Source organism: Curvibacter sp. GW821-FHT09D12 (assembly GCF_059416245.1).
This window is the reverse complement of sequence record NZ_JBWKOU010000001.1, coordinates 89,504-105,854: the sequence shown is the minus strand read 5'-3', so window position 1 is coordinate 105,854 and position 16,351 is coordinate 89,504. Positions and strand designations below refer to the sequence as shown.

The 16,351-nt window shown below is 63.1% G+C and carries 13 protein-coding genes, 1 tRNA gene and 1 pseudogene; 5 read left to right on the top strand and 10 right to left on the bottom strand.

Going from position 1 to position 16,351, the window contains the following annotated elements; translation table 11 throughout:
* Window positions 1-12 precede the first annotated feature (12 nt).
* On the top strand, window positions 13-1,071 hold the full coding sequence (locus tag AC07PT_RS00520; RefSeq protein ID WP_494655468.1) for a DNA cytosine methyltransferase: 1,059 nt from the start codon (window positions 13-15) through the stop codon (window positions 1,069-1,071).
* Here the strand turns inward: AC07PT_RS00520 and AC07PT_RS00515 are convergent.
* From AC07PT_RS00515 to cysS, 10 genes and pseudogenes are all read right to left on the bottom strand, one after another.
* Window positions 1,054-1,383: pseudogene (locus AC07PT_RS00515) on the bottom strand (very short patch repair endonuclease); the annotation flags it as partial. The gene AC07PT_RS00520 and the pseudogene AC07PT_RS00515 overlap by 18 nt on opposite strands.
* 7 nt (window positions 1,384-1,390) lie before the next feature.
* Window positions 1,391-2,803: a hypothetical protein gene (locus tag AC07PT_RS00510; protein WP_494655467.1), complete on the bottom strand. Its 1,413-nt coding sequence runs from the start codon at window positions 2,801-2,803 to the stop codon at window positions 1,391-1,393.
* On the bottom strand, window positions 2,796-4,988 hold the full coding sequence (locus tag AC07PT_RS00505; RefSeq protein ID WP_494655466.1) for a sensor histidine kinase: 2,193 nt from the start codon (window positions 4,986-4,988) through the stop codon (window positions 2,796-2,798). Before AC07PT_RS00505 ends, AC07PT_RS00510 begins: the two co-directional genes overlap by 8 nt.
* Window positions 4,989-5,097: 109 nt before the next feature.
* Window positions 5,098-5,853, bottom strand: a complete 756-nt coding sequence (locus AC07PT_RS00500) for a hypothetical protein (RefSeq protein WP_494655465.1) — start codon at window positions 5,851-5,853, stop codon at window positions 5,098-5,100.
* Window positions 5,854-6,831: 978 nt separating this feature from the next.
* Window positions 6,832-6,924 (bottom strand) — tRNA-Ser (locus tag AC07PT_RS00495).
* Between the two features lie 37 nt (window positions 6,925-6,961).
* A complete protein-coding gene (locus AC07PT_RS00490; protein WP_031254750.1) occupies window positions 6,962-8,230 on the bottom strand; it encodes an aspartate kinase in 1,269 nt (422 codons plus the stop codon).
* A 100-nt stretch (window positions 8,231-8,330) separates the two neighbouring features.
* Window positions 8,331-9,278 carry a tRNA lysidine(34) synthetase TilS gene (tilS, locus tag AC07PT_RS00485; RefSeq protein ID WP_494655464.1) on the bottom strand — a complete coding sequence of 316 codons (948 nt, stop codon included), beginning with the start codon at window positions 9,276-9,278 and terminating at the stop codon, window positions 8,331-8,333.
* Between the two features lie 72 nt (window positions 9,279-9,350).
* The gene (locus tag AC07PT_RS00480; RefSeq protein ID WP_019574432.1) at window positions 9,351-10,328 is read right to left on the bottom strand and encodes an acetyl-CoA carboxylase carboxyltransferase subunit alpha; all 978 of its coding nucleotides are present in this window, start codon (window positions 10,326-10,328) and stop codon (window positions 9,351-9,353) included.
* 96 nt (window positions 10,329-10,424) lie between these two features.
* On the bottom strand, window positions 10,425-11,138 hold the full coding sequence (locus AC07PT_RS00475) for a DNA-3-methyladenine glycosylase family protein (protein ID WP_494655463.1): 714 nt from the start codon (window positions 11,136-11,138) through the stop codon (window positions 10,425-10,427).
* A gap of 61 nt (window positions 11,139-11,199) precedes the next feature.
* Window positions 11,200-12,582 carry a cysteine--tRNA ligase gene (cysS, locus tag AC07PT_RS00470; protein ID WP_492348802.1) on the bottom strand — a complete coding sequence of 461 codons (1,383 nt, stop codon included), beginning with the start codon at window positions 12,580-12,582 and terminating at the stop codon, window positions 11,200-11,202.
* A gap of 186 nt (window positions 12,583-12,768) precedes the next feature.
* Here cysS and AC07PT_RS00465 point away from each other — a divergent pair, with 186 nt between their 5' ends.
* From AC07PT_RS00465 to AC07PT_RS00450, 4 genes are all read left to right on the top strand, one after another.
* A complete protein-coding gene (locus AC07PT_RS00465; RefSeq protein WP_494655462.1) occupies window positions 12,769-13,857 on the top strand; it encodes a tetratricopeptide repeat protein in 1,089 nt (362 codons plus the stop codon).
* Window positions 13,858-13,942: 85 nt separating this feature from the next.
* The gene (locus AC07PT_RS00460) at window positions 13,943-15,208 is read left to right on the top strand and encodes a L,D-transpeptidase family protein (protein WP_494655461.1); all 1,266 of its coding nucleotides are present in this window, start codon (window positions 13,943-13,945) and stop codon (window positions 15,206-15,208) included.
* A gap of 62 nt (window positions 15,209-15,270) precedes the next feature.
* On the top strand, window positions 15,271-15,798 hold the full coding sequence (locus AC07PT_RS00455; RefSeq protein ID WP_492348841.1) for a peptidylprolyl isomerase: 528 nt from the start codon (window positions 15,271-15,273) through the stop codon (window positions 15,796-15,798).
* A gap of 34 nt (window positions 15,799-15,832) precedes the next feature.
* Window positions 15,833-16,339 carry a peptidylprolyl isomerase gene (locus AC07PT_RS00450; RefSeq protein ID WP_492348799.1) on the top strand — a complete coding sequence of 169 codons (507 nt, stop codon included), beginning with the start codon at window positions 15,833-15,835 and terminating at the stop codon, window positions 16,337-16,339.
* Window positions 16,340-16,351: the final 12 nt, after the last annotated feature.

The window sequence follows — 16,351 nt, the reverse complement described above, 5'->3', positions numbered from 1 at the left end:
CGGAACCCACGCATGCCCACCTTTGTCGATCTCTTCTGCGGTGCAGGCTTCGGTGCACGGGGTGCAGTGCAAGGCGGCGGCGTGCCCCTGCTGGGGCTGGATGCCTGGGATCTGGCCACGCAGACCTATCAGGCCAACTTCCCCGGCGCGGATGTGCTGACGGCCAAGATCGAGGATGTGGTACCGAGTGAGCTGGGGGCCACCTACCGGCCGGATGTGCTGCTGACCTCGCCCGAGTGCACCTCGCACTCGATCGCGCGCGGGGCCAAGCCCGGGCGGGAGGAGAGCCGGGCCACGGCGATCCATATCGTCGATTGGGTGGAGGCGATGGCTCCGCGCTGGGTGATCGTGGAGAACGTGAACCGCATGAAGAAGTGGGACCGCCACAACGAGCTGGTGCAGACCATCGAAGCCCAGGGCTATGCGGTGAGCGACCTGTTCCTGAACTCGGCCGATTTCGGGTCGGCGCAGGCCCGGCGGCGCATGTTCCTGGTGTGCGACCGCGAAGGCACCCGGGTGGCACGCGAAGACCTGCTGAAGCTGGTGGACACCACACGGCGCAGCGCCCGCGACATCATCAGCTGGGACGCCGGGCACCCGGTGGTGCCGCTGTACCGGCCGGGCCGGGCCAAGGCCACGCTGGAGCGGGCGGAGCGTGCCATCGCGGAGCTTGGGCGTGGCGAGCCCTTCCTGATCGTGTACTACGGCTCAGACTATGCGGGCGGGTGGCAGACGCTGGACGCCCCTTTGCGTACCGTGACCACGGTGGACCGTTTCGGCCTGGTGAGCTGGCAGGGCGATGTGCCCCACATGCGCATGCTGCAGCCCGACGAGTTGGTGCTGGCCATGGGCGGCACCAACGACCATGTGCTGCCGCATGGCACCCGACGCAACAAGGTGAAGCTGTGCGGCAATGGGGTGTGCTCAGACGTGATGACGGCGATCTTCCGGTGGATCGCCGTGCAACAGGGCGAGCGGCCTGCCGAGCAGGCCCGCGATGCGGCGGGCGCAGTCGTCGACCGAGGCCTCGACCTCGTGCTCCCACAACCTGAGCACGCGCCAGCCCTGTGATTCGAGCAGGCGTGTGTACCCGACATCACGCTCACGGTTGCGGGCCAGCTTCTGCGCCCAGAACTCGCGGTTGTTGCGGGGCAGAGTCGAATGCTGGGGGCAGCCATGCCAGAAGCACCCGTCGACGAACACGGCCAGCCTGGCACCGATGAAGACCACATCCGGCCTCGTGCGGCCGATGCGGTACTGCACCCGGTAGCGCAGGCCCATGGTCCAGAGCCGGCGGCGCAGCAGCAGCTCAGGCCCGGTGTCCCGGCCCTTGATGCGGGACATCATGCGGCGGCGCTGGTCGGTGGTGGCCAGCCGTGGCATGGGGTGATCAGTAGAACGCGACCTTCCCAGGTCGGCGCATGTGGGTGCTGTAGTGGTGGGCGATCTCGGAGAGGACCTCGGGCCGCATCCTGGTGATCGCTTCACCATCCATCCTGTTCCGATAGGGTCTAGTCAGATAGACGCGACATGAAACAAGAAATCTGCCAACAACACCATTCACTGTGACGTCGGGTGTCGAATAAATAGAGTCATTCGCGTGACTCTTCTGTTTCGACGAGTAAAACAACTTCAGGTTTTCGCCAGGCACAAACAGAGCCAGCAGAAAACGATGTGACCGGGTCTTGTCCTGCGCGTAATCACAATCGGCACTCAATTCAAGTGCATAGACGTTCTGAGGTTTGAGCACTATCTTGGCTGCAGCCTTGTCCACGGCACTCTTCTGCTGGAAACCAAACATGAACTCCACGCAGATCGCCTCCTGCCAGTCACCCGGTTTCGCGGCAAGACCGATCTCACTGGTTAGTCCCCCTGCGGCACGGGAAAGGAATTCTTCGTTGAGACGAATGACTGCACCACGCTCGAGATGTGCCGTATCGTCACATTCCGAATGGATGAAAAAGTCATTCAGTAGACTGGCCACACTTGGCTTGTCCGCCGCCCCCGGTGGCAACGGAATAGGATCTGTCTCGGTCAGACTGAGAAACGCGTCCAATGCGCCCATCTCGGCCTCCCTGGAGATGTTGTCCTGGACAATCGGAACCAGGGATTGATAGACGCCCTTCGTGGGTGCCTTGATTGCGTGGGGGAGCCCCATCGCTTCCTGGGCCATACGCTTCAAAGTGTCCTTGACCTTGTCGGTTTCATGGAATGCGACTCCTCCCTCCTCCAGCTTACCGATCAACTCGTTGCTGGTCTTCGAAGCCGCCCGCGACGCGCATGACTCCCACTGCATGAAAGCCTTGAGCTGGGGGTATTTCTGAAATATCGCATCGATAGAAGCGATCACATCCGCCTTGGCCTTGTCCGCAACCCCGGGATCCTCGTCGGACATGAGCTTCACGTCCTCTTTCGACAATTGGCTGTAAGCGAAAGGGATGAGGTCCTGCTTCTCCAACTCGACCAACGATTTGCATAGAAGGGTCCAAGCCTTGTCCGCCTCCTGCGCATAGGAGGACCAGAAGACGATCAGGTAAGTGGATGGCTCGATCAGATCCCGAATGAACCTGACAAGCGCCGATACATATTTCTCGGGCTCACGACCGCCGGGCCCGAGGATATGGAGATCGGAGAAAAGGATCCTGACACCCTGATGAGGTGAATCAGGTTTCCGCTCCAGTTTCCCTTCCTGGACCAGATGCGGCATGCTCGGGAGTCCGCACACGGCCAGACCATGGGCAATCGCCCAAAGCTCCTCTTTTTCATCATCCAGCACGATCACCGGACAGGATTGCTCAAACACTTCTCTCACTCCCTTGGTTCTTGAAATGGATCACGACCGCGGCACCGTCGTAGATCTTCGGGATGTCGACGATCTCCCTGGCCTCGTCTGCCGTCATCAACTGCAGACGGCCACCGATGTTCTCCATCACCAGTTGGCAGTAATAGAGCCCCAGGCCCATGCCGCCGACACGCTTGGTCACGAAGGGCTGCAGGGCATCGGAAGTGCTGAGGGTGAAACCTGTGCCGTTGTCGACGATCACGATGACACCGCCCTCTTCCGCAGACCAAGCGCTGGTGATGAAAAGAGCAGAACGGTGTCCCGGATCCCCGTCCTTCTGATGCCGATAGCCGGTCCAGTAGATGGCGTTGTCGATGATGTTGTTGAGGGTGCTCAGGATCAGATGCTGGGGCGCGGTCACGAAGAACTCGGTGCTCTCGCCGGTGATGACCGGACAGGATACCGTCACGCCATGCAATCTGAAGCGGACCTCGTTGAGCTCGCAGACCTGATTGACCAGGTCACGCACAGACAGCTTCCGCGCCTTGCCCTGACGCATCAGCACCGAGATCGAGTCGAGCATCTTGGCCAGTTGGCCCAGGCCATCACGGAGGCGTGTGGGCGACGCGCCCTTCTCGGCCAGAGAGGTCAGGGTACGGATGGAGCGGTCGATCTCATGGAATACCAGGGCCAGGCCCATGCCGGCCATGCCGGCACTGACCATGACCGACCGGACCTGCTCCACCTCTTTCTCGATGATCGCGACCATGGGCCTGATGGTCTTGGCGAGCTCTTTGTTCTCCTTTCGTTCACAGACCTCCTTCAACCCCTGGATTGCCTGTTGGAGATTGAAGGTGGAACCGGCCTGGGTGCCGTCGTCGCGCAGGGCGACGTCGATGGCCTTGCGATCGGGCTCGTGGCTGCGCTCGAAATGCTGCACGATACTGAGCACCAACTGGCGGAAACGGACGAAGGTCTCGTCCTCGTTGAAGCCTTCGCGGTTGGTCTTCTCCTGCAGAGCACTGCTTGCCGTCAGATCGAGGTCGATGGCGGCCACGAGCTGATTGGTGCCCAGCCGCTCGGTAGGCTTGTTGATGCGGCGGGCGTTGAGGCCGAGCCAGTCGTCCTCTGGCTCGCCGTAGTTGTAGACACGGATGCCATCACGGAAGACGCGCACGCCTGCTTGGTCCTTGAGCCATTGCTTGATCTGACGGATGTCGCCACCCATCATGCGCAGCAGTTCATCGCGCCGATAGAAGACATGCAGACGGCCGCTGATGGTGCCGATGCCTTGCAATGCCTTGATTGGGTCGATGAAGATGGGGGCGTCCGCCGAACGGGCCGCCTTGTCCTTGAGTTCACGATAGGCCTCATCAGACCACTCAAGTTTCCCAGCGCCCTTTGATCGCTCCTGCCGATGGGTCAGCCCCTTAAGCCGGGGCGGGTCGAAGTCATGGCTCCAGGTGAAACCATCTTCAGAAAGTTCGAAGCTGTAGGTCCAGATGGAGCGCTTGAGCAGTTCCTTCAGATCGGGGACGTCTTCGATGTCTTTCTCACGACCCGGCAGGGCCAGCTTGACGGAGAAAGAGTCAGCCTTGGCGAAGGGACTCTCGAGTGACACGATGAGGCGTTTGAGGTCGCGCAGATCCTTGCGGGTCCATTCCTTGCGGGCCAGGTCGGAGATCTCGATGCGGGTGCCGTGCCCCCCGCCAGGGAAGTCGACCGCCTTGCCGCGCCGGGTAACATCGACCTGGAGGCCACCATCCACATAATCCGATGAGCCGATCAGCTTCCCCCAGCCCAGTTCAACGACGACCTCGGGCTCCCCTTTGGCGCGGGTGACCATGCGGAAGCTGCCGCCCAACTTCTGCACCGCCAGGCGGCCGACGCCCTTCTCACCCAGCGGAGCCCGGTTGAACCTGGGGCTGCGCCGGCGGTTGGCCACGCCACGCTTGGAGTCAGTGCCGATGTCGAGCCAGCGGGTGGTGATGGTGTGGGCCGTCATGCCGCAGCCGTCATCGACCACTGTGATCAGGTCGGCGGCCAGGTCGACGGTGACGGCCACGTTCTCGGCATCGGCATCGTAGGCGTTCTTGACCAGCTCGAAGATGGCCAGCCGGTCATGACCGACCAACTGATCGCCCAACAGCCGCAGGATGTGGCTTCTGACCCGGATGGGAAAGCTGCTTGTTGTGTTGTCCGCCACGGTTTGATTCTGCTAATTCTGGAACGATTCGTAACTATACCCGGCGACTGACCGGCCGGTGCGCAACTGCCAGTCTCCAGCACTTGCCCGCGTTTCAAGCAATGAGTCGTCAATTCCGAACGGCCGCTACGCTCACAACCAAACCCGTGGCAGGTGAAGCGAACGATGTGAATCGAAGGCCACAAAGCAATTCCTCGTGGCTGCCAGCATCCGGGTCGTCGATCTCTCTCATGGCTGGCCGCATGATGCCCATCAACATTTTGGTGGTCTGATCTTTCTTGACCTGTGGGCAGACCGCTTGCCCCATGGCCAGCATGAGTGTCAGCGCTGAGATGTTCTTAGAAAAATCCGATCCTCCTGTGATCCCTGTCACCAAGCTGCTCATCTTGCCCGTCTCCAGATCAACCTTGCCCACCATGTAGGCCTGCGGCCAGGTTCGCTGAAAAGTCTTGATTTGGTTCTTTGTCTCGACGCGAAAGGACGGAATCCGCAGAGCTCGATCAATGGGGGTGACAACCTGATTGAAGTGGGTTCGGAATTGCTCGGGGGTGATGCCCAGATCCAGGGCCTTGGGCGGGGGCTGCGGTGGCTCCGAGCCTTTGGGTTTGGCTTCCTGGGCCCGAGCGATGTTGGCCTCGGGTGAGGGAGAGGATGATTTGTCGGGCACCTGGCCCGATATCAGTATTGCGATGGCAATGCCCCCAGGCAGCACAGGCCCAAGCCAGGCACCCAGCAGGAACTTCCATCGAGGTTCAACCGCCCCGGTCTTGGGGTGTTTGAACATGGGCGGATAGATGAAACCCAGCACACCCACTAGAAACATCAGGCAGGCAAACAGGGCCAGGAAGTTAGCAACAAAGCTCATGGCACCCAGGTCAGAGATGTAGAGAAAAGAAGGGGCACGTCAACCCCCGTGATTTGCAAATGTGTCCACAGACTTGCACTACCGTTTAGACGAACCACCGTGGTAATGGCCACCCTTAGCGCTGCGGCCTCTGCCACCATGCCGTTTGCTAGGCCCTGCCTGAAAGGCGGGAGCGTCATGCGCAACCCCAAGCCCAACGGTGGCGGTGGGCAACTGGCTCAATGAGGGTCCAGCCGCTTGGGCCGTTGAGATAGGGACCCAAAAGGCCCAGGCGGCCAGAGCCAAGGTTGAAAGGAGCGGATGTTGCATGGGGTGTCCAGATCTCGGGTTGTGACAGTGTTCTACTGTCTCGCACCCCGCTGGTGCCAACACAACCATCCAGCCACCGATCTGAACCTGCGGCCAGTTGGGCCTAGTCAGAGTCGCAAAACCACGAAACCACCGCCTGAATCACCTCGCCCAGCAACGTCAGATTCAGCCATGGCAAGCAGCATTCAAGCTCTCTTCTGTTCCGATTTCGCGAGACTAGAAGGTACCCTTCGGGCGACTGCCCGGTCTTCATATGTTGCTGCGTGGCAATTATCCAAAAGAGCAGTGTCTTCCGGTGACAGGGCCTGGGCGGACTGGGGCGTCCGCTGGCCGGTGAGAACAAAAAGAACGTCGAAACCCAATTCAGCCGCTTGACTGAGTACAAGAGCGCTCGGAAATTGCTCGCCCACCGAAATGCGCAGTACCCACAATAGGGTGCCAACGTCGGTGATGCGCAGGTGAAGGCCAGACACGCCACCTATGGCGTGGGTACCTTCTGACTTGAGCCTGGATACCTCAGGGTGTGAGAGTTCACGGGGGATCCTGTCTCTACAGGCCATCCCATAGGCCATAAAAACGCACTTGTACGGTCTTTTGGCGCGTTAGGGAGGGTCAGTATGGAGGCGCACAAACGAAAAACGGACCCGAAGGTCCGTTCTTGAAAGTTGCTGGCGGAAACGGAGGGATTCGAACCCTCGATGAGGCTCTACACCCCATACTCCCTTAGCAGGGGAGCACCTTCGGCCACTCGGTCACGTTTCCAGCAATTCCGCTATTCTAGCCTAGTTTTTGACCTGTTTCAGGAAACTGGCTGGTCCAGATCGAATGCCTTGTGCAGGGCGCGCACGGCCAGTTCCATGTACTTTTCGTCGATCACGACCGAGGTCTTGATTTCGGAGGTGGAGATCATCTGGATGTTGATGCCTTCTTCCGACAGGCTGCGGAACATCTTGCTGGCCACGCCCACATGGCTGCGCATGCCGATGCCGACGATGCTGACCTTGCAGATCTTGGTGTCGCCCACCACTTCGGCGGCGCCCAGGCTGGGCAGCACCTTGGTGTTCAGCAGTTCGACGGTGCGGGCGTACTCGCCGCGGTGCACGGTGAAGCTGAAGTCGGTCTTGCCGTCTTTGCTGAGGTTCTGGATGATCACGTCGACTTCGATGTTGGCATCGGCCACGGCACCCAGGATGTGGTACGCGATACCGGGCTTGTCGGGCACGCCCAGCACGGAAACCTTGGCTTCGTCACGGTTGAACGCGATGCCGGATACGACGGCTTGTTCCATTTTTTCGTCTTCCTCAAAAGTGATCAACGTGCCGGATTTGGCTTCTTCGTTGATGTCAATGTCCCACGGGGTGAAGCTGGACAGCACGCGCAGCGGCACCTTGTATTTGCCCGCAAATTCGACCGAGCGGATCTGCAGCACCTTGGAGCCCAGCGAGGCCATTTCGAGCATTTCTTCAAAGCTCACGGTCTGCAGGCGGCGGGCTTCGGCCACCACGCGTGGGTCGGTGGTGTAGACGCCGTCCACGTCGGTGTAGATCAGGCACTCGGCGGCCTTCATGGCGGCGGCCACGGCCACGGCCGAGGTGTCGCTGCCGCCACGGCCCAGGGTGGTGATGTTGGCCTCTTCGTCCACGCCCTGGAAGCCGGTGATGACCACCACTTTGCCAGCGGCCAGGTCGGCACGCACACGGTCGTCATCGATGGATTCGATGCGGGCCTTGGTGAAGGCGCTGTTGGTCTTGATGGGCACCTGCCAGCCAGCGTAGCTGACCGACTCCATGCCCTCAGCCTGCAAGGCGATGGCCAGCAGAGCCGACGAAGCCTGCTCGCCGGTGGCGGCCAGCATGTCGAGCTCGCGGTTGTAGGCGGCCGAAGACTTGGACGGAGCCAGCTCCTTGGCCAGACCCAGCAGGCGGTTGGTTTCGCCGCTCATGGCGCTCGGAACCACCACCATCTGGTGACCTGCGCGAGCCCATTTGGCGACGCGCTTGGCCACGTTGCGGATGCGCTCGGGCGAGCCCATCGACGTGCCGCCGTATTTGTGAACGATCAATGCCATTGGTTTGTCGGGGTACGAAACTCGGAAATCAGCGGCGCAGGTTGCAAAGTCGTTTTGGTGCGCCGCCCGTTTTCGTGCAAAAAGTGGGGACCAAAACCCGCTAATTGTACCAACCGAGCACCGCCCCCTTGCGCTGCACGTAACCAAGTCCTACTTTGAGCCGGATCTGATGCCCGCGGGTGGTGCAGCTTTGCAGCTGGCGCAGCAGTTCCTTGAGCTGTGCGGCACTGGGCGTGGTGCCATGCACCGACAGCAGCCAGTGGCGCAGCACGTTGGCCTGGCGCTCGGGGGCCAGGGCGCGCAACGCGGCAATGACTGGTGGGTTGCCCACCTGTTGCAGGTCGTCGCGAGCCAGATCTTGCAACAGGGTCTGGGCCTGGGCGGCGTGCGCTGCGCTGCGGGCGAAGGTGTCGCGAAAGGCCGGAAACACGGCCTCCAGGGCGGGCAGCAGTTGGTGCCGGATTCGGTTGCGGGTGTAACGCAGATCGGCATTGCTGGGGTCGTCCACCCAGGCCTCGCCCTGGGCCTGCAGCCAGTCACGCAGGGCCTGGCCGGGCACGCCCAGAAGAGGCCGCGCAAAGTCGATGCCGCCGCGCTGCCAGCGGGCAGGCATGGCGGCCAGGCCCGGCAGACCCGCGCCGCGCGACAGCGCGAGCAGCAGGGTCTCGACCTGGTCATCGGCGTGCTGGGCCAGGGCCACGGTGCGTACGCCGGCCTCGCGCCACTCTTGCTGCAGCACCTCGTCAAAGACCTGGTATCGCCCGCGGCGGGCCGCGTCTTCGGGGCTTTGGCCGGGGGCATGGCGGGCATCGATGCGGCGCACCACCAGGGGCAGTTGCAAACGCTCGCAGGTGGCCCGGCAATGGGCCTCGAAGGCATCGCCGGCGGCCTGCAGGCCGTGGTGGATGTGCAGGGCGTGCACCTGGCCCGGCCAGCGCCGCGCACAGGCCAGCAGCAAGGCGCTGGAATCAGCGCCGCCGCTGTAGGCCACGCCCAGGGGCAAGAGGGGTTGGAAAGACGCCAGAGCGGCGTCGAACGAGGTGCTCATGAAAGGTGCGTGGTGTTGATCACGCTGCGGTCTTCAGGCGCACCTGCCGGCGGGCCGCCAGGCCCGGGGCTGTCAGCGGCTGTCGGCCTTGGTGTCGGTGTAACGGCCGTAGCTTTGCAGACGGTCGTAACGACGGTCGACCAGTTCCTTGGTCTTGAGGTCGGCCACCTGACGCCAGGCATCGTTGAGGGCGCGCTTGAGGAAGGCGGCCATCTGCTTGGGGTCGCGGTGGGCACCACCCACGGGCTCGTTGACGATCTTGTCGACCAGGCCCAGGGCCTTCAGGCGGTGCGCCGTGATGCCCAGGGCATCGGCGGCATCCTGGGCGCGGTCGCTGGTCTTCCAGAGGATGGAGGCACAGCCCTCGGGGCTGATCACCGAGTACACCGAGTATTGCAGCATCAGCACCTGATCGGCCACCGAGATGGCCAGGGCGCCGCCCGAGCCACCTTCACCAATGATGGTGGTGATGATGGGCACCTCAAGTTGGGCCATCTCGAAGATGTTGCGGCCGATGGCCTCGGATTGACCGCGTTCCTCGGCGTCGATGCCGGGGTAGGCGCCCGGGGTGTCGACAAAGGTGAACACCGGCAGCTTGAACTTCTCGGCGGTCTTCATCAGGCGCAAGGCCTTGCGGTAGCCCTCGGGCTTGCTCATGCCGAAGTTGCGCAGCGCGCGCTCCTTGGTGTCACGGCCCTTTTGCTGGCCGAGCACCATGCAGGCGTGGCCATTGAAACGGGCCAGACCACCGACGATGCTCAGGTCGTCCGAAAAGTGGCGATCGCCATGCAGTTCGATGAAATCGGTGAACAGCTCACGCACGTAGTCGAGCGTGTAGGGGCGTTCGGGGTGGCGCGCGATCTTGGTGATCTGCCAGGGCGACAGGTCGCTGTAGATGTCTTTGGTGAGCTGCTGGCTCTTCTTGCTGAGCTGGTCGATCTCTTCGGAGATGTCGACTGCAGACTCGTTTTGCACGTAGCGCAGTTCTTCGATTTTGGTTTCGAGTTCGGCAATCGGCTGCTCGAAATCAAGAAAGGTTTTTTTCGCCAACGTCATTCTCCTGTTGTTTCCGCCGGCCGACCCCTTCGGTCTGGCCAGCATGGCGCACCGCCCTCAGGCAGCACGCAAGACCCGTGCGAGGCATCGTCAACCGACGACCGGCAAGGGATCCAGCGACCGCCAAATATACCAAGTCGCCACGCTGCGGTAAGGCTCCCAGGCTGCGGCCACCTCACGGGCATCGCTGCGACTCACAGGATCGCCCGAAAAATAGTTGTCGCTGATGCCCTTGATCAAACCCACGTCATCCAGCGGCAGCACATTGGGCCGCATGAGGTGAAAGATCAAGAACATCTCGGCGGTCCAGCGGCCGATGCCGCGGATGGCCACCAGTTCGGCAATGATGGATTCGTCGTCCATCGACTCCCACGACTTGACGTGCACCGAGCCGGTGTCGAAATTGAGCGCCAGATCCACCAGGTACTCCACCTTGCGGGCGCTCAGGCCGGCCGCGCGCATGTCGTCCACCTTGAGCTTGAGCACATTGGCCGGCGTCATGCTTTCTGGCAAAGCCGAAAACTTGCGCCACACCGACTGGGCCGATTTGACCGAGATCTGCTGCCCCACCACCGAGCGGGCCAGGGTGGTGAAGGCATCGCCTCGGATCCGCAGGCAGGCGTTGCCGAACTGCGGGATCAGGCGCTTCATGACCCGGTCTTTCTTGACCAGGTGCTTGCAGGCGTCCTGCCAGTAGCCTGGCGTGAGCAGTTCTTCCGCCCGGTCGTCGGCCGGGCTGCTGGGGGCCGGGGTGTCGAGCGTCACGGCCTCGAATGCCGCGGGCTTCTTGCTGGCCACCATCATGCGTCAGGCCCCGCCACAAAACGGCACCGCGCAACCGGGGAAAAGGCTGAACAAGCACGGGTCACTGGGCCGCCTCCCAGGTGGTGCCGGCAGCGGAATCCTTGAGCACGATGCCCTGCGCCAGCAGCTCTTGGCGGATGCGATCGGCCTCGGCAAAGTTCTTGGCTTTCTTGGCCTCGGCGCGTTGCTCGATCAGCACCTGGATGGCGGCCTCATCAAGGCTGGAGCCCGCCTGCAAAAAGGCCTTGGGCTCACCCTGCAGCAGGCCCAGGCAGGCCCCCAGGGCCTTGAGCTGGGCCGCCAACTCGGGCGAGCGGGTTTTGTTCACCTCGGTTGCCAGATCAAACAGCACGGCCACCGCCTCGGGGGTGCCGAAGTCTTCGTCCATCACGGCCTTGAAGCGGGCGGCATGGGGCGTGGCCCAGTCGATCTCGGCCAGCCCTTCGCCGGGCGGCACCGCGTCCAGTGCGGTGTACAGGCGGCGCAGTGCATTGCGGGCATCCTGCAGATGGGCGTCGCTGTAGTTCAGCGGGCTGCGGTAATGAGCACGCACCACGAAGAAGCGGATGGTCTCGGCATCAAACACCTTGAGCACTTCACGGATGGTGAAGAAGTTGCCCAGGCTCTTGGACATCTTTTCGTTGTCCACATTGATGAAGCCGTTGTGCATCCAGGTGCGGGCGAAGGTCTGGCCAGTGGCCCCTTCGCTCTGGGCGATCTCGGTTTCGTGGTGCGGAAACTGCAGATCCGCCCCGCCCCCGTGGATGTCCAGGGTCTCGCCGAGCAGCGAGCAGGCCATGGCCGAGCATTCGATGTGCCAGCCCGGGCGGCCCGGGCCGAACTCGCTGTCCCACTTGGCGTCGGCCGGCTCGGTGGGCTTGGCGCTCTTCCAAAGCACCGGGTCGAGCGGATCGTCCTTGCCGTCGTTCACGGCCACGCGCTCACCCGAGCGAAGCTCGTCCAGCGACTTGCCGCTCAACTGACCGTAATGGGGAAACTTGCGCACCGCGTAGTTCACGTCGCCGCTGGCGGCGCGATAGGCCAAACCTTTTTGCTCCAGGGTGCTGATCATGCTCAGCATCTGGGGCACGAAGTCGGTGGCGCGAGGCTCGTGGGTGGGGCGCTGCACGCCCAGGGCATCGGCGTCCTGGTGCAGCGCGTCGACCATGCGATCGGTCAGCGAACGGATGGACTCGCCGTTTTCAACGGCGCGCCGGATGATCTTGTCGTCGATGTCTGTGATATTTCTCACATAAGTCACCGAAAAGCCCGAAACCCGCAACCAGCGCTGCACGACGTCAAAGGCCACCATCGAACGCGCATGGCCCAGATGACACAGGTCGTACACCGTCATGCCGCAGACGTACATGCGCACATGGCCAGGCTCGATGGGGGAAAACGCTTGCAGATCACGCGTCAGCGTGTTGTAGATGCGCAGGCTCATGGATAAATTGGGCAGACAGCGATTCCGCAGCCGGATGACGGCCGGAAATCTTCGAAAAATCAGGAGGATGGGAGTGTTGCAGCGCCACGGTGGAGGGTACAAAGCACCTCCACCCCTCGGCTACAATCCGCCCCAGTATAAGCGCCCCGGTTGGCGCTTGCCATCGCGCAAACCCCACGAGGCTCCATGACCCAAGCTCGCTGCACCGTTCCCGCCCGCCTTCGCATGTTGGCCCTGGCCGCCCTGATGGGGGCCTCGTTCGGAGTCCACGCCGACGACTACGGTGATGTCACCCAGCTGCTGCGTCAGGGCAAGACGACCGAAGCCCTGAGCAAGGCCGACCAATACCTGGCAGGCAAGCCCAAAGACCCCCAGATGCGCTTCATCAAGGGCGTGATCCAGTCCGAAGCCGGCAAGCCCAACGACGCCATCACCACCTTCGTGGCCCTGACCCAGGAATACCCGGAGCTGCCCGAGCCCTACAACAACCTGGCGGTGCTGTATGCGAGCCAGAACCAGTACGACAAGGCCCGCACTGCGCTCGAGATGGCCATCCGGACCAACCCCAGCTACGCCACCGCCCACGAGAACCTCGGCGACGTCTACGCCAAGCTGGCCAGCCAGGCCTACAGCAAGGCCTTGCAACTGGACAACACCAACCCGGCGATCCAGCCCAAGCTGGCCCTGATCCGCGATCTTTTCACCACCAATGGCAAGCCCGGCGCAGCGGCCAAGCCAGCGCCCACCCCGGCACCGGCGCCCGCTCCTGTGGCAGCAGCCCCGAAGGCGGCCCCTGCTCCGGCGCCCGCACCGGCCCCCAGCCCAGCCCCGGCACCCGCACCGGCACCAGCGCCCGCTCCTGTGGCGGCACCGGCCACCGCCGCAGCCCCCGCCGCTGCTCCGGCACCCGCACCAGCCGCCGCGGCTGTTGCCGGCCCTGAAAAGGAGGTGGAATCCGCCGTGCGCCATTGGGCCAGCGTGTGGTCGGCCCGTGACGTGTCGGCCTACCTGGCCGCCTACGGCAAGGAATTCGACCCACCCGGCAAGATGAACCGCAAGTCCTGGGAAGACGAGCGCCGCTCGCGCATCCTGGGCAAGGCGCGCATCGCGGTCAAACTGCATGACCTGGCCATCAACGTCAACGGCAGCAAGGCCACGGCACGCTTCCGCCAGGACTACAGCGCTGACACGCTGAATGTCTCCAGCCGCAAGACGCTGGACCTGGTCAAGGCGGGCGACCGCTGGTTGATCGTTCGCGAATCCACCGGCGGCTGATCGTCCCGGGCGGGACCGCCACCCCGAACGCTGCCCTGTGCGGGTGGCGCGCACCGGGTTTGGCGGCCTCGCCACGGTTGTGACCATGATGCGATTCGCCTTTGCTTCCCGTTTTCTGCAGCGCGCAGGCGCTGCTGGCCTGCTGCTGGCTTTCGGCTTGTTGGGCGGCACCGCTGCGCACGCGGCCAAACGCCAGCCCCACCACAGCCCTGCCCCCACCCCAGCCAGTGCCGTGCTGCGTGACGGCCAGGCCGAGGCTCGGCTGATCGAGATCTACCGCCTGATCGGCGCGGCCCGCACCCGCGACGCGCTGCGCCTGGCCGAAGGCCTGGTGCGCGACCACCCCGGCTTTCAGCTGGCGCAACTGGTGTATGGCGACTTGCTTTCGGCCCAGACCCGCCCGTTGCGCACCGCAGGCGATGTGCCCGACACCGTGGCCCGAGCCGCCGCCCCCCAGCTCAAAGACCTGCGCGATGAAGCCTTGTTGCGGCTGAAGGCCCTCAGCGAGCGCCCCCCGGCCCAGACCGTGCCGGACCAGTTCGTGGCCCTGACCAGCCGGCACCGCCATGCCATCGCAGTGGACACCTCGCGGGCCCGCCTGTATCTGTTCGAGAACAACGGCAGCGGCCTGCGACTGGTGGCCGATTACTACATCTCGGTGGGCAAGCTGGGCGTCGACAAGGGCAGCGAAGGCGATCAGCGCACCCCCCTGGGCGTGTACTTCATCACCAGCAACCTCGACCCGCGCACCCTGAAAGACTTCTACGGCGCCGGCGCCCTGCCCATCAACTACCCCAACCCCTACGATGCGCGCCGGGGCAAGACGGGCAGCGGCATCTGGCTGCATGGCACGCCGTCGACCCAGTTCGCCCGCCCCCCGCAGTCGACCGACGGCTGCGTTGTGATGGCCAACCCCGATCTGGAGCGCCTGCTGTCCACGGTCGAAGTGCGCAGCACCCCGGTGGTGATCGCCACCTCGCTGAACTGGGTGCCCCAGGCCCAGGCGCGCCAGGCCGGGCGCAGCTTTGAAGACGCCTTCAACGCCTGGCGTGCGGCCAAGAACGCCGGCGATGTGCCGCGCCTGCTGGGCTACTACACCAGCGACTTCAACAGCTACGGCAAGAGCCTGAACGACTGGACCCCGTCCTTGCAGCAGGAAATCAGCAAAGCAGGCGGTCGGGGCTTCGAGGTCAAGGACCTGTCCATGCTGCGCTGGACGGACAACACCGAAACCATGGTGGTAACCTTCGGCGAACTCGTCGCCGGCACCAACCGCGGCAGCACCAAGCGCCAGTACTGGCTGCGCCAGGGGCAGCAATGGAAAATCTTTTTTGAAGGAGTCATCGGATGATGAATGTGAGCTCAATCCTGAGCAGCCGTCGCGCGCTGCTGGCCATCACGGCCGCCGGCCTGATGGGCCTGGGCAACATGGCTGCGGCCCAGACGGCCCCTCAGGTCAAGCTGAGCACCAGCCAGGGCGACATCGTGCTGGAGCTGTACCCCGCCAAGGCCCCCAAGACGGTCGAAAACTTTCTGCAATACGTCAAAGACAAGCACTATGACGGCACGGTGTTCCACCGTGTGATGGACGGCTTCATGATCCAGGGCGGCGGCTTCACGGCCGACATGACCCAGAAGCCCACCCGCGCGCCGGTCGCCCTCGAAACCTCGGGCGGCCTGACCAATGACCGTGGCACCATTGCCATGGCGCGCACGGCCAACCCCAACTCGGCCACCGCACAGTTCTTCATCAACGTGGTCGACAACCGCATGCTGAATGCCCCCAACCCCGATGGCTACGGCTACACGGTGTTTGGCAAGGTGGTCAGCGGCATGGACGTCGTCGACAAGATCAAGCTTGTGCCCACCACCAACAAGGGCCCGCACCAGAACGTGCCGGCCACCCCGGTGACCATCAACTCGGCCACCCAGATCAAGTAACCCCTCCCACAGACCCGCCCTGAGGAAACACCCCATGAGCAACCCCCAAGTCGAACTGCACATCCTGGACTACGGCGTCATCACGCTGGAACTGGATGCCGAAAAAGCCCCCAAGTCGGTGGAAAACTTCCTCAACTACGTGAAGAAGGGCCACTACGACAAGACCATCTTCCACCGTGTGATCCCGGGCTTCATGGTCCAGGGTGGCGGCTTTGCCCCCGGCATGGAGCAAAAGCCCACCGACGGCCCCATCGACAACGAAGCCAACAACGGCCTGAAGAACAACAACTACACCGTGGCCATGGCGCGCACCAACGCCCCCCACTCGGCCACCGCCCAGTTCTTCATCAACGTGGCTGACAACAGCTTCCTGAACCACACCGCCCCCACCGCCTCGGGCTGGGGCTACGCCGTGTTCGGCAAGGTGGTGTCGGGCAACGACGTGGTCGACAAGATCAAGGCCGTCAAGACCGGCCGCAAGGGCTTCCATGACGACGTGCCGAAGGAAGACGTGGTGATCGAGAAGGCTGTGGCGCTGTAAGCGTCGCCTGCG